Source organism: Corallococcus terminator (genome assembly GCF_003611635.1).
GTDB lineage: Bacteria > Myxococcota > Myxococcia > Myxococcales > Myxococcaceae > Corallococcus > Corallococcus terminator.
Window position 1 is genome coordinate 1 of the sequence record NZ_RAVZ01000268.1, and the last position, 14038, is coordinate 14038.

Below are 14038 nucleotides of genomic sequence, written 5' to 3' on the forward strand. Positions count from 1 at the left end.
CCCGTGCGCTACCCCTGAGCCGCTACCCGAACAGCCGGCGCACTGGGGCGACCGTGCCCGCCGGCCGCTGAGACTTCGCCTGCGTCCACGTCAGCCGGTACGTGGCCGCTGTCCCGTCAAAGGCGATGGGCTTCACGTCCAACGTGCCCGCGCCCGACGCGCGCAGCGTCTCCGCCAGGAACCCGCTGGCGAAGAAGGGGTTGTCCGCCAGCACGTCCTTCACCCAGAGGGTGGCGGCGTTCTTCGACAACTCCTCCACGCGCACTTCATTGAAGTTGTTGCCCGCGCGCAGGTTGTACGGCACGCGCTCCAGCGTCTTCTCCGGGCCCAGGTGCGTGACCAACTGCATGCTCGCCCGCCCCACGGACGTCTGCCGGAAGCCCTGCAGGTAGCGCGCGCCCAGTTCCAGGTAGGCCGCTTCCGCCGGCTGCCCCGGGAACACATCCCGCGCCGCTACCTCCAGGAAGGCCCGCCACTGCTCCAGCGAATAGTTGTGACGCAGCGGTTCGGCCAGGTCCAACCCCACGGCCTTCAGCCGCTGGCGCCCGTCCCGCGTCAGGTGCGGCCCCAGGGCACGCACGAAGAGGGCTTCCACGCTCTGGGCGAAGATTCGCTTTTCGGATGGGACCATGCCCCCAGGGTGGGGTTGCCCCTGCGCATCCGGAAGTGGCGACGCAACGCTTTCGTCCAGGAGTGATCAGATGCCCCGGCCGTTTCCTGGAACCACACTCCGGGTCAGCCGCGCGGCAGCCGCACCGTGAAGGTCGTCCCCCGGACTTCAGTGGAGGTCACCTGCACGGTGCCCCCGTGGGCGCGGACGATCTGTTCGGTGATGTAGAGCCCCAGCCCCAGCCCCGCGGACACGCCCTGCTCCCGTTCGCTGCGGCCCGCGCGGCGCCAGGCGCCGAAGAGGTTGGGGAGCTGATCCGCCGGGATGGGCGCCCCCAGGTTGTGCACCCGCACGAGGGCCTCCGTCGCCGTCCCCTCGGCGCTCACCCGCACGGACGTCTCCGGCGGGCTGAACTTGAGCGCGTTGGACAGGAGGTTGCCCACCACCTGCTCCAGCCGGTCCGCGTCCCAGGCCCCGCGCCCGTCGCCCAGCACCTCCAGCATCACCTCGCGGTTCGGGTGGCTGGCGCGCGACTCGTCCACCGCGCCGCGCACCACGTCGAACAGGTCGCACCGCGAGCGCACCACCGGCAGTCCCGCGCCCAGTCGGGCCCGGGCGAAGTCCAGCAACTGGCGGATCATCCGGTCCATGCGGTCGGCGCTGATGAGGATGCGCCCGGTGAAGGTCTTCTGGCGCTCCGTCATCTCCCCCTGGCGCTGGAGCTGCTGCGCGGACATGGACAGCGCGTTGAGGGGGTTGCGCAGGTCATGGCCCAGGATGCCAATGAACTGCTCGCGGAAGTCCTCCGCGTTGCGCACCTCCGTGATGTCCCGGCCCGTGGCGATGACCGCCTCCAACGCGCCCGAGGGGCCGGGGGCCGGGGACAGCGTGTACTCGAAGTGCCGCGGTCCCTGGTCCGAGGACAGGGTGACGTTCGTGCGTTGCACCTGCCCCGTGCGCCGGGCCGCCTCCAGCGCCTTCGCGTAGGGCTCCAGTTGCGGATCCATGGCGCGCAGCGCGTCCAGGGTCCTGCCAGGCACGTGCACGTGGTGCGAACCGCGCGACGCGACCACCGCCTGGTTGGCGAAGATGAGCGTCCCGTCCCCGTCGTGGAGCGCGATGGGATCCGCCGCCGCGGACATCGCCAGGTCCAAGAGCCGGCGCTGCTGCTGCACCTGGTCGGAGAGGACGCGCACCTCGCGCTCGGCGCGGCGCAGACGCAGGAGCGCGTGCACCTGCGCCACCAGTTCCTCTGGATCCACCGGCGCGACCAGGTACGCGTCCGCGCCGTGCTCCAGCCCCTGTGCCCGGTCCGCGGCCCCCACCGCCTGCGCGGACAGGTGCAGCACCAGTGAACTGCGCGTGCGCGGGGAGGCCTTCAGGCGCCGACACACCTCCAGGCCGCTCATGTCCGGCAGCCGGACGTCCAGGATGACCAGGTCGGTGTTCTCGTCCGCGAGCGCCAGCGTCTCACCACCCGTGCCCGCCTCCTGTACCTGGAAGCCCGCCAACGACAGGACGCGGGAGGTGACGTAACGGCTGGCAAGGTCGTCGTTGACGTTCAGGATGGTGGGCGCTGGAGATGACATGCGAGCAGAAGGCGGTTGCCCATTCGTAATGGCGGAACCCCCGCCCGCCAAGTGTCATCCAGCGGTGAATGTCGGTTCCAGGGGAGAGTGGACACACGGACAAGGGGGCGAGCATGCTCGCGGAGCACCAGGGTGGCTCCCCCCCTGGCCGGTTTCGAGGTAGGGATGACCTCATGCGCGCTCCCTGTCGCCCGCTTCCCGCCGATGGTCGCTTCCTCCAGTCCGTGGGACCCACGCCGCTCGTCCCCGTGCGGCTGGACCCCGAAGGCCCGACGGTCTGGTGCAAGCTGGAATTCCTCAACCCGAGCGGGTCCACCAAGGACCGCATCGCCCGCTACATGCTGGAGAAGGCGTGGCGGCTGGGAGACCTGATTCCGGGCGGGGACGTGGTGGAGGCGTCCAGCGGGTCCACGAGCATCGCCATGGCGCTGGCGAGCGCGCAGATGGGGTGCCGCTTCACGGCGGTGATGCCGGAGGGCGTGACGGAGGAGCGCCTCATCGCCATCCGCGCGTACGGCGGCGAGGTGGAACTGGTGCCGCGTTCGGAAGGCATCCGGGGCGCCATCGCGCGCGCGGCGGCGCTGGCCACGGAGCGCGGCGGCTACGCGCCCCGCCAGTTCGAGAACCCGGACAACGCGGAGGCGCACCGGGTGTGGACGGGGCAGGAGATCCTCTCGCAGGTGCCGGGCGGGCTGGTGCACGGCGTGGTGAGCGGCGTGGGCACGGGCGGCACCATCGTGGGCCTGTACCAGGCGTTCGCGGAAGCGGGCTGTCCGGTGACGGCCTTCGTCGCGAGGCCCATCTCCGGGCTGGGCTGCGACATCGAATGTTGCAGCTTCAGCGCGCGCGTGCCGGGCGTGGTGGACGGCCTGTCCAAGCTGTACCGCGAGGCGGACATGCCGGGCCGCGTGGAACTGGACGTGTCGGATGACCTGGCCATGCGCACGGCCCGGGCGCTCATCCGCCGGGGCTTCCCGGTGGGCCCGTCCTCCGGGCTCAACTACGCGGCGGCGGTGGAAGCGGCGAAGCGCCTGGGCCCGCAGGCCCAGGTGGTGACGGTGTTCCCCGACCGCATGGAGCGCTACTTCTCCACGGAGCTCATCCTGCCCCGGCCCAAGCCGACGCCCACCGCGAGCTGAAGCCCGCTTCAACACCCATCCCCCGGGGGGAAACAGGCAGCGTCCTCCGCGTCACGCGCAGCGCTCAACTCCGGGTCAGATGCTCCGCGGAGAGCAGCTCCAGGACCTGCTCTTTCGTCAGCAGACCGGAGGCCACCACCCGGTCGGCGATGCTGGAGTTCGTGGCCAGGGCCTCCCTGGCCAGCGCCGTCGCCGCCGCATAACCGATGTGCGGAATGAACGCGGTGATGACCCCGACGAAGGAGGTCATCTGCTGCGCAAGCCGCTCCCGGTTGGCGGTGATGCCCGTCACGCAATTCACGCGCAGGGTCGTGATGGCCGAGGTCATCCACTTCAGGTTCTCGAACAGCACGTGCGCCATGACCGGACCGAAGGCGTTGAGCTGGAGCTGGCCCGCCTCCGCGGCCATGGTCAAGGTCACATCCCCGCCCGCCACGGCGAACGCCACCTCGTTCACGACCTCGGGAATGACCGGATTCACCTTGCCGGGCATGATGCTCGAGCCCGCCTGCCTCGGTGGAAGGTTGATTTCGTTGAACCCCGCCTGAGGCCCCGAGCCGAGCAAGCGCAAGTCATTGCAGATCTTCGACAGCTTCATCGCGCTGCGTTTGAGCGTGCCGGACACCTCCATGAAGACGCCCACGTCGGTGGTCGCTTCAACCAGGTTGGACGCCGTGACGATGGCCCTTCCCGTGATGGCCGCCAGATGCTTGCGCGCGGCCTCCACGAAGCGGGGGTCCGCCGCGATGCCCGTTCCAATCGCTGTCGCCCCCAGATGGACCTCCTCCAGGCGCCGGATGACATCCCGCAGGCTCGCGTGGTCCTTTCCCAATGTGACGGCGAAGCCTTCGAACTCCTGTTCGAGCGTGATGGGCACGGCATCCTGCAACTGCGTGCGTCCGACCTTCACGATGCCAACGAATTCCCGTCCCTTGTCCCGGAACGCCCGCTCCAACAGCTCCAGCTCCGCGAGCAGCCGCTCGATGGACAGGATCAACCCGACCTTGAACGCGGTGGGATACGTGTCGTTCGTGCTCTGGCTGCGATTCACATGGTCGTTCGGGTCAAGATGCTCGTAGTGGCCCCTGGGGTGCCCCGCCAGCTCCAAGCCGCGATTGGCGATCACCTCGTTGAAGTTCATGTTCGTGGAGGTGCCCGCCCCTCCCTGCATGATGTCCACGATGAACTGGTCGTGGAGCTTGCCGCCCTTGATGTCCTCGCAGGCGCGGTCGATGAGCTGCGCCCGGGTCGCATCCAGCGCCCCGATCTCCGCATTGGCGCGCGCGGCAGCCTGCTTCACGCAGGCGTAGCCAAAGAGGAAGTCGGAATACACCGAGATGGGTCGCCCGCTGATGGCGAAGTTGTCGAGCGCGCGGCTGACGTTGATGCCCCAGTAGGCCTCCGCCGGAATCTGCCTGGAACCGAGACTGTCTGTCTCGGTCCGGGTGGCAGCACCCACCGGAGTCCTCATGTGGGTGCTGCTCTCGAATGCCTGGTCCGCGCGTGGGTCGGCCATCGCTCTCTCCCGATTCCGGCGGCGGGCGGCTTCAGAATCCCCAGGGCAGGCCCAGCACCTGCCAGGCCGCCAGGAGCAGGGGCCACAGGATGAAGAGCGCGATGACGTAGGGCAGCATCAAGGCCACCACGGTGCCCACGCCCGCGCCCTTCTGGTACTTCTGCGCGAAGGTCACGATGAGCGCGAAGTATGCGTTCAGTGGCGAGACGGAGTTCATCGGCGAGTCACCCACGCGGTAGGCCGCCAGCACCGCGGCGGGGTCCACGTTGAGCCGCATCAGCAGCGGGACGAAGACCGGGGCGAAGATGGCCCACTTCGGGATCGCCCCCGTCATGATGAGGTCCAGGACGGCGACGACCATGACGAACCCGATGAGCAGGGGAAGCGCCCCCAGGCCTGCTTCCTCCAGGGCATCACCCACCTTCACGGCCGCGAGCGTCGCCATGTTGCTGTAGGTGAAGAAGGCGATGAACTGGCTGATGATGAATAGCAGGAAGATGAGCCCCGCCAGGCTGCCCACGGCCTTCTCCATCGCGCTGATGACATCCACCGTGCCCTTGATGGTTCCGGCGCCAATGCCATAGGCCACGCCCGCCACCAGGAAGAGCAGCGTGACGGCGACGATGAGGCCGCTCATGAACGGAGAGTCTCCAATCAGCGCGCCCGTCTCCGGATTGCGCAGCGGCGCGCCGGAGGGCACCGTCAGCAGGGCGAAGACCGCCAGGAGCGCGAGCACGCCCCAGGTCGCGAACTTCAGCCCGCGCGACTCTTCCTTGGAGGGGCTCTTGCCCGCCTCCTCCGGCAGCTCTCCGGTGTACTTCCCCAGACGCGGCTCGACCAACCTTTCGGTGATGATCGTCACCACGACGGTCAGCAGCACCACGGAGGCGCACGAAAACCAGAAGTTCGCCGTCAGGTCGATGGAGAGCGCCGGGTTGAGGATGTGGATGGCGTCGTTGGTGATTCCGGTCAGGATTCCGTCCAGCGGCTTGATGAGGATGTTCACGCTGAAGACGGACGCCACGCCCGCGAAGGACGCGGCCAACCCCGCGATGGGGTGTCTGCCAACGCTCAGGAAGGCCGTCGCCGCCAGGGGAATCAACACCAGGTAGCCAGCATCGGCGGCGACGCTCGACAAGATGCCGACGAACACGAGGATGTACGTGAGCGCCTTGCGCGGGGCGACCATCACCAGCTTGCGAATCAACGCGGACACCAGGCCCGACGATTCAGCGACCCCCACGCCCAGCATCGCCACGATGATGACGCCCACGGCGGTGAAGCTCATGAAGTTGTCGATGACGCCCGCGAACATGAAGCGCAGGCCATCCCCTGTCAGCAGGCTGCGCGCGGCGGTGGTGGTCTCCTCCAGCTTGTGCGTGTCTGGGTTGATGGCCTGGTAGGTGACCGAGGCTCCCAACAGATAGAAGACGTGGGAGAGCACGATGACGAAGAGGATGAGCGCGACGAAGATGACGGCCGGATGGGGCACCTTGTTGCCCACCCGCTCAATGGTATCGAGCGCCCTCGCCATGCCCTTCTTCTTCGGCTCCGGCCTCGGCGGGATCATGCGATGGTCTGTGATCTCGGTCATCTGGCGCTCCCCATGCCATGCATTGCTTCTGCGGATCCGCGAGAAGGTCCCCATGACTGGGGGTGCGAGCCATCAGCCTTTGGACGCAGAAGGTAGGTGGATTGCAGACAATCAATGCATGGTTTCGCGCAATTCCAGCAGGAGCGAGTCGGCCTCCTCCGTGCTGACGATGCCGGTGCGGGGGTACTCCAGGTCCACGACGACGTGGATGGCCGAGGAGATGACCAGGGCGAAGAGCAACCGGTAGGGCCAGTTGCGGCCCTCGCCCTGCGCCGTCGTCAAGCCCACGAGCATGGCCCCGACCACGGCGAGCCCGAGCATGAAGAAGAAGGTGGGCGAGGTGATGTGCGTTCGCACCGCGAGCGTCCGCTTCGCCGCGACCTCCGCCATGAGGCGCACGGGAGGAAGCAGCAGGACCTCCTTGTCGGGAGCTGCCTTCGTGATGGTCACCATCCGCGCCCAGATCTGCTTCTGGAGGCGGGAGGCCCTGGCGCGGCGCGCTTCGAACTCCTCCACCCGGGGGAGTGCATGGTGGGCCTCGACGCGCTCATCCAGGTACAGCCGGAGCAGGTCGCGCAGCGGCGGCTGGTCCGCCGCCGGCACCACATCCACGAGGAACCACACACTGCTGATGGCGTTCGCCTCGTCGACCACCAGGTTTCGGTGCACCTCCAGGCGCTTTCCCGCCTCGGAGTAGGAGAAGGCCAGGATGAGCCCCATGAAGGAGAAGACGACGTTGGTGACGGCGTTGACGGAGCGAAGTTGAGCGGAGGGAAACTTCCGTTTGCGCGCGATGCGGTAGGCCACTTCGATGGCCATCAGCAACGTGACGAAGAGCACCAGCTCCAGGGCCAACACCAGCACCGTGGTGACCGCCCAATCCTGCATCGAGGCCTCCTCAGCCGTGGGGCTTCGAGATGAACAGGCTCAAGCCGAGCCGCTGGGCCAGGAACCGCGCGACGAGCTGCCCCTTGATGCTGTTGCCAGCCGGATCGAGCAGCGGTGCGAAGGTGCCCAACGCACCCTTTCCCGGCGCGACGGCGACGATGCCGCCACCAATGCCACTCTTGCCTGGGATCCCCACGTCGTAGAGCCAGTCCCCCGACGTTTCATACATCCCCGCCGTGGCCATCACCGCGAGCGTGTGGTGGCAGACCTCCTCCTCCACGACCCGCGTCCCCGTGAGCGGGTTGACGCCACCGTCCGCCAGGGTCGCCCCCATCACCGCGAGCTCCCGGGCGGTCACCGCCAGCGAACACTGGCGGGTGTAGAGCTCCGTCGTCACGACCGGATCTGTCTCCAGACGGCCCAGCCCGTGCAGCAGGAAGGCAAGTCCCTGGTTGCGGTGGTGGGTCTTCACCGCGGAGGCATACACCTCTTCGTCGAGCGAGAGGCGACTGCCGGCGAAGCGGGACAACCCCTCATGGATGAACCGCCACTGGGCCTCGGGATTGGAGCCCGGAACCAGGCTCGTGGTCGCCAGCGCGCCCGAGTTCACCATGGGATTCGTGCGTCCGTCCGGGCTCTGGTCGATGGCCATGGCCGAATTGAAAGACAGACCCGTGCCATTGACCCCCAGCTTGCGCCGGACCCCTTCCGGCCCCAGGGCCTGGCAGATGAGGGCGAAGAGGAACGGCTTGGAGACACTCATGATGGCGAACGGGTGGTCCGCGTCTCCCGCCCCGTGGCTGCTGCCGTTGATGCCCGCCACACAGACGCCAAACAGCCGTGGGTCCACCCTCGCCAGCGCGGGGTAGACCTGGGAGCACTGGCCTTCCGTGTTCCCCCGGTGACGTTGGTATGCCTCGTCCACCAGCGCCCGGACCCGCTCCGCGGAAGGGAGCTGCCCGGTGGAGATGAAGGGGGGCTCGCCTGTCTTTTCCATTCGTGGCGGCTCTCGGGTTCTTGGAGCGGAATTGAAATTAAAATGTCAGTCGCGACTCCATGGATGTCAATGCGCCGGGTTGGGTACAGCACGGCGCAGCCGACCGTGGGACCGGTTGATGCTGGCTGCCCGCAACGCCAGCTTTGACGGCGCGTGGGCATGCCCCGCCTCTCACCGCTTGGGGATACCCATGGCCCTCTCGCTTCCGCTTCTCCTCGCCGCGCTGGCCCAGGCGCCGGAGCCCACTCCCCCGCCGGCTTCCGCTCCGGCGGCACCGACGTGCGTGGACAAGGAGGACCTCAAGGCCCTCTGCGAGAACCTCCCGGAGGAGGAAGCGAGCCCGTGGACAGGCTCCGCGGCCCTCTCGTTCATGCTGCTCGCCGGAAACAGCAGGGCGCTCGCGTTGACCGCGAACGGTCTGGCCGAGTACCGCACGGACGTCTGGGTCGCGACCTTCAAGTTGGATGGTGTCCTGGAAACCGCGGCCTCGGCCGAAGAGGCCGACGGGGACGAGGACGTGGTGGCGGAGGCGCTGGTGGCGTCCGTTCGCGGTGAGCGGCGCTTCACCCCGCTGTTGGGCGTCTACGCACTGGCCTATGGAAAGACCGACCATCTGGCCAGCGTCGAGCTGCGTCTGGATGGGGAGGCAGGGATCGCGTTCACCTTGCTCGAGCGCGACACACCGGGCGGGGAGGAGCAGTTGTTGCGTCTGGACGTGGGCCTGCACTACTCGAACGAGGCCCGGTTCCAGTACTTCGAGGACGAGCAGGACCTGCCCAGCGTGGACCTGCTCGCTCCGGGTGGAAGGTTGACCTTCTATTACCCCTTCAACGAGCGGCTGAAGTTCACCCAGTACCTGGAGGTCTTTCCGAACATCCTGGGGGATTCCCGCTTCCTCGCCGACTCCACCACCAAGTTCTCCACGTACATCACGCACCGCCTGGCGCTCAGCACGAACCTGCTGGTGCAGATCGACACCGCGCCCGCCGCGGGGAAGGCCGTCGCGGACGTGGCGCTCACGCTGGGCGCGGAGTTCGAATTCTGAAGGGTCCGGAGCCCGGGCTCCTGCTGCCCCGGGCTCCTTCTCCTCCCGCGTTGCGCGAACTTCAGTGGCGGGTTTCGCCTGGGGCCTTGAACGCGAGCAGGAACTCGATGAGCAGGCGCGTGCCGTAGCCGGTCGCGCCCTTGGAGCGCCACGACTTGTCGGTTTCGACCCGCGAGGTCCCCGCCATGTCGATGTGCGCCCAGGGAAGGCCGGCGACGAACTCCTCCAGGAAGAGGGCCGCGGTGATCTGCCCCGCGTTCACCCCACCGATGTTCTTGATGTCCGCGACCTCCGAATCCAGCTCCTGGCGCAGGCGCTTGTCGAGCGGGAACTGCCACACCGTCTCGTCGGACTTCTCCGCCGCCGCGCACACCTGGTCGACCACGCCCTGGTGGTTGCCGATGACGCCTGCGTTGTCATTGCCCAGCGCCCGCTCGCAGGCCCCGGTGAGGGTGGCGATGTCGAGGATGGCGTCGGGGGCCGGCTGCTCCTCCGTGGCCAGGACCAGGCCGTCCATCATCACCAGCCGGCCTTCGGCGTCGGTGTTCAGGACCTCGACGGTCTTGCCACCCCGGGCCGTCAGCACATCACCCAGCCGCATCGCCTTGCCGCCCGGCATGTTGTCGGTGCACATGAGATACCCCGTGACGGAAGCCTTGGCGCCGAGCGAGGCCAGGGCTGACATGGCGGCCAGGATGGCCGCCGCGCCGGACATGTCTGTCTTCATGGCGGCATGGACGAGGTCGTTCGGCTTCAGGCCGAGTCCGCCCGAGTCGTACATGATGCCCTTGCCAATCAGCGACACGCGGCCCACGGGTTCGAGGGCCTTGCCCTTGGCGTCCTTCGGCCGGTAGGAGAGCTTGATGAGGCGCGGAGGTTCGGAGCTGCCAGCGTTCACGCCGAGCATGCCGCCGCAGCCCATCTTGGCCAGGGCCTTCTCGTCGAAGACCTCGATGTCCAGACCCGACGACTCCGCCACGACGCGAGCAATCTCTTCCAGGCGGCGCGCGGTGAGGAGCGTGGCCGGTGCGTTCGACAGGTCGCGGGCGAGCTCGGTGGCCCGGGCGGTGATGCGGCCGCGTTCGACGCCGCGCTTCACCTCTTCGAGGGGGAGCGACGACGACAGGAGCGTGAGGGCTTCGAGCGGCGGCTCCTGCTGGGACATGCGCTTGAGGGGGCGATAGCGGTAGCGCGCCAGGAGCACGCCCTCGACGACCGCCTGCGCCGCGTCCGCGGGCGCGACACCGACCAGGTCCGGCAGGGTGATGGCGAGGTGGGCGTAGCGGCTCCCCGCCCTGGCGAAGGCGGCCGCGGCGTGCCGGAGGGACGTCAGGTCGCGCCCGGCCTTCTCTCCCATGCCCACGACCACGAGCGCAGGGCCCTCCGCGCGGGGGATGACGAGGGACTGGCCGACCTTTCCCGCGAAGCCGGCGGACGTGAGCCGGGGCCGATCCAACCCAAGCTCACGCGGCACGTCTCCTTCGACGCCGACGAGCATGCCGATGCCGCCCGCCTCCTTGGGCACTGCCTTCGCGACGTGGATCTGGGTCGCCGCGATCTCATCCACGGAAGGGGCGGGATGAAAGTCAGACACTGCTTCGGCATGAAAGGTTGGAAACGTCATGGCTCTGTCCTCGTCCGCCGCACCCGCGCGGCAATCACTGTCGATGTCGCGAGAACGTATTCACGCGCTGACCGACGCCAAGCCTGGGCTCCGGAGAGGCGAGCGCTGGCTCAGCGCGCAGGGATGGGACGGGAATCGCGAGCATCCGTGCCAGCGAAGGCGAGCCCTTCGCCGGCTGGCCGCGGAGACGCAACAGCGGCAATGACAGATTCAGGACTTCGGCATCGTCCGGAGGGCAGGCATTGGGACTACGTGCGCATGCGCACGCGCGTCTCGTGCACCGTGTCCGGCGGGGGCGCGGTCCGCTCGCGCTCCTGGGCGCGCATCAGGCGCAGGATGCTGGGCCCCAGCACGTCGATTTCGGTGGAGGCGTAGGCCTCTGTTCCAAAGCGGCGGATGGAGTCCGTCTGCTTCGCCAGGATGCGCGCGTCCTGTCCGAAGATGTGCAGGGCCACGGGCAGGACGAACGGCATCGCGGCCGAGAGCAGGAAGCGCGGCACCGGCAGTTTGACCGTCACCACCGCGTACACGAGCGTTTCAAAGTCGCTCACCGGCGTCATCGCGGAGTTGACCAGGATGTGGCTCTTCTCCCCGATGCGGTACTCCACCTGGGCGATGGAGGGCATCAGGAAGCGGTCGAAGTGCTGCACCACCCCGCCGCCCGGCGCGAGCAGCCTCCCGACGAGCCCCTTGGGCGCGGGCTCCCCGACGTACTCCGCCTCCACACGGTCCGCGCTCCTGCGCACCACCACGTCGATCTCATTGCGCTTCTCCGCGGTGCGGAACAGGCCGCCGTGGAGGAACGCGGTGTGCGGCACATCCAGCGTGTTCTCCAACACCGCGTGCAGCGACCCCGGTGCGCGCAGCACCTGGCGCACGGTGCGGTAGTCGGGCGCGTCCAGCAGCGGGAAGCGGAAGGGCTCCGTCGTGGGCTCCACGCCGGGCGTGGAGTAGACCCAGACGAAGCCGTCCTGCTCGCGGGTCTCGTAGGCGGTGGCGCAGCGCGACTTCGCCTCGGACTCTCCCACGAGGCCGGGGATGAGCCGGCATTGGCCGCCTGGGTCGAAGCGCCAGCCGTGGTAGCCGCACTCCAGAAGTCCCCCCTGCACGCGTCCCAGGGAGAGGGGCACGTTGCGGTGCGGGCACCGGTCCATGAGCGCGCCGGGCTTGCCGCCCTCACCCCGGAACAGCACCAGGGGCGTGCCCTGGAGCGTGCGCGCGAGCGGCTTGCTGCCCAGCTCTCGCGACGTGCACAGGATGAACCACGAGTGCGGAAGCTTGACGACGGAGATGTGGCTGGGAGACGCACCTGGGGTGCGCCCCTCCTCGCGGGCGGTCATGCGCCCAGTCTAATGGGCCCGGGCCCGCGTGCACGCCCCCTTCAGGCTGGCAGGTCGGCGGCGCGCTGGGCGGCCTCCGGGTTGGGGGGCTGGGGCATCACCCCTCCGCTCATCCTCCGGCAGGACTCCTCGCAGCGACGGCACGCCTCCGCGCAGGCCTTCATCAGGTGCTCCGCGTCCTTCTGCTCGCAGGCCGCCGCGCACGGGCCGCACACCTCCGCGCAGGCGAAGCAGGTGCGGGAGTGCAGCTTGGAGCCTCGCAGCAGGAAGCGGGCGCTCGTCTCGCAGATGTCCGCGCAGTCCATCAACAGTTGGAGGCGGCCCGGCTCGGCGTATCCGCCGCCCTTCTGGAGACAGTCCGCCAGCGTCTCCAGACAGAGGCGATGACAGGCCAGGCAGTGCTCGATGCACTTCCGCATTTCGTCCTCATCTCGCACCGCTTCAGCGCTCGCCATGGGCTTTCCTTTCGGCAGGGGGGTCCCCTGCTCAGGGTGCGCACGCGCGGGGCCGGGCTCCTCCGGCCCCCGCGCGGTCGCCTGCCCGGGTGGCCTAGGCCTTCAGCCGTCGCAGCCGCAGGGCGTTGGCGATGACGGACACCGAGGAGAGGCTCATCGCCGCGCTCGCGAACAGCGGGCTCAAGAGCAGGCCGAAGACGGGGTACAGCACGCCCGCGGCCAGTGGCACGCCCAGCAGGTTGTAAATGAAGGCGAAGAAGAGGTTCTGCCGGATGTTGCGCAGCACGCCCTGGCTCAAGCGGCGCGCGCGAGAGATGCCGCGCAGGTCGCCCTTCACCAGCGTCACGCCCGCGCTCTCCATCGCGATGTCCGTGCCCGTCCCCATCGCGATGCCCACGTCCGCCCGCGCGAGCGCCGGTGCGTCGTTCACACCGTCGCCCGCCATCGCCACCACGCGTCCCTGGGATTGCAGGTGCTTCACCGCGTCGCCCTTGGCGTCCGGCTGCACTCCGGCGATGACTTCCGTGATGCCCAGCCGACGCGCCACCGCGTGCGCCGTGGTCGGGCTGTCGCCGGTCAGCATCACCACGCGCAGGCCCTCGCTTCGCAGGAGCGCCAGGGCCTCCGGCGTGGACGCCTTCACCGGATCCTCCACGCCCAGCAGGCTCGCGACCCGGCCATCCACCGACACCAGCACCACCGTCTGGCCCTCCTGCCGCAGCACTTCAGCCCGCTCCGTCAGCGCGTCCACCGGCACGCCCAGCGTCCGCATCAGGGCCGCGTTGCCCAGGGCGATGTCGTGCCCGTCCACGCGCCCCCGCACGCCCTGGCCCGGCAGGGACTGGAAGTCCTCCACGCCGACCAGGGAGATGCCCCGCTCCCGTGCGCCCGCGACCAGCGCCGCCGCCAGCGGGTGTTCGCTGCCCCGCTCCAGGCTCGCGGCCCGTCGCAGCAACACGGTGGCGTCCTGGCCCGGTACGGGCTCCACCGACACGAGTCGCGGCTTGCCCTCGGTCAACGTGCCCGTCTTGTCCACCACCAGCGTGTCCACCGCGGCCATCCGCTCCAGCGCCGCCGCGTCGCGGATGAGCACCCCCATGCGCGCGCCCTGCCCCGTGCCCACCATCACGGACATCGGCGTGGCCAGTCCCAGCGCGCACGGGCACGCGATGATCAACACCGCCACCGCGTTCACCAACGCATGCGCGAGCCGGGGCTCCGGGCCCCACACCGCCCAGACC

12 protein-coding genes are annotated in these 14038 nt (G+C 68.9%); 2 read left to right on the top strand and 10 right to left on the bottom strand.

Features of this window, described 5'->3' with window-relative positions:
* Positions 1–22 precede the first annotated feature (22 nt).
* Positions 23–631 (bottom strand): DUF2378 family protein, encoded by a 609-nt coding sequence (locus tag D7V88_RS30045; protein ID WP_120544055.1) that lies wholly within the window; start codon positions 629–631, stop codon positions 23–25.
* A 104-nt stretch (positions 632–735) separates the two neighbouring features.
* Positions 736–2199 carry a sensor histidine kinase gene (locus D7V88_RS30050; protein ID WP_120544056.1) on the bottom strand — a complete coding sequence of 488 codons (1464 nt, stop codon included), beginning with the start codon at positions 2197–2199 and terminating at the stop codon, positions 736–738.
* A 173-nt stretch (positions 2200–2372) separates the two neighbouring features.
* On the opposite strand from D7V88_RS30050, the gene D7V88_RS30055 reads away from it, so the two are divergent.
* A complete protein-coding gene (locus D7V88_RS30055) occupies positions 2373–3338 on the top strand; it encodes a PLP-dependent cysteine synthase family protein (RefSeq protein WP_120544057.1) in 966 nt (321 codons plus the stop codon).
* 64 nt (positions 3339–3402) lie between these two features.
* On the opposite strand, the gene D7V88_RS30060 is transcribed toward D7V88_RS30055, so the two are convergent.
* The 4 genes from D7V88_RS30060 to glsA form a co-directional block, all read right to left on the bottom strand.
* The gene (locus D7V88_RS30060) at positions 3403–4854 is read right to left on the bottom strand and encodes an aspartate ammonia-lyase (RefSeq protein WP_120544058.1); all 1452 of its coding nucleotides are present in this window, start codon (positions 4852–4854) and stop codon (positions 3403–3405) included.
* 31 nt (positions 4855–4885) lie between these two features.
* The gene (locus D7V88_RS30065) at positions 4886–6448 is read right to left on the bottom strand and encodes an AbgT family transporter (RefSeq protein ID WP_208726556.1); all 1563 of its coding nucleotides are present in this window, start codon (positions 6446–6448) and stop codon (positions 4886–4888) included.
* Positions 6449–6559: 111 nt separating this feature from the next.
* Positions 6560–7336 carry a bestrophin-like domain gene (locus tag D7V88_RS30070; protein ID WP_120544059.1) on the bottom strand — a complete coding sequence of 259 codons (777 nt, stop codon included), beginning with the start codon at positions 7334–7336 and terminating at the stop codon, positions 6560–6562.
* A gap of 10 nt (positions 7337–7346) precedes the next feature.
* Complete coding sequence (glsA, locus tag D7V88_RS30075; RefSeq protein WP_120544060.1) at positions 7347–8333, bottom strand: glutaminase A; 987 nt, start codon at positions 8331–8333, stop codon at positions 7347–7349.
* A 190-nt stretch (positions 8334–8523) separates the two neighbouring features.
* Here glsA and D7V88_RS30080 point away from each other — a divergent pair, with 190 nt between their 5' ends.
* On the top strand, positions 8524–9378 hold the full coding sequence (locus D7V88_RS30080; RefSeq protein ID WP_158625180.1) for a DUF481 domain-containing protein: 855 nt from the start codon (positions 8524–8526) through the stop codon (positions 9376–9378).
* 61 nt (positions 9379–9439) lie between these two features.
* On the opposite strand, the gene D7V88_RS30085 is transcribed toward D7V88_RS30080, so the two are convergent.
* The 4 genes from D7V88_RS30085 to D7V88_RS30100 all read right to left on the bottom strand — a co-directional run.
* Positions 9440–11002, bottom strand: coding sequence for a leucyl aminopeptidase (locus D7V88_RS30085; protein WP_120544062.1), 1563 nt, complete (start codon positions 11000–11002; stop codon positions 9440–9442).
* A 248-nt stretch (positions 11003–11250) separates the two neighbouring features.
* Entirely contained in the window at positions 11251–12342 is a 1092-nt protein-coding gene (locus D7V88_RS30090) for a Rieske 2Fe-2S domain-containing protein (RefSeq protein WP_120544063.1), read from the bottom strand.
* Positions 12343–12383: 41 nt separating this feature from the next.
* The gene (locus D7V88_RS30095; protein ID WP_244238475.1) at positions 12384–12761 is read right to left on the bottom strand and encodes a four-helix bundle copper-binding protein; all 378 of its coding nucleotides are present in this window, start codon (positions 12759–12761) and stop codon (positions 12384–12386) included.
* A 130-nt stretch (positions 12762–12891) separates the two neighbouring features.
* Positions 12892–14038, bottom strand: a 1147-nt coding sequence (locus tag D7V88_RS30100; protein ID WP_120544066.1) for a heavy metal translocating P-type ATPase, incomplete at its 5' end; no start/stop codon positions are given.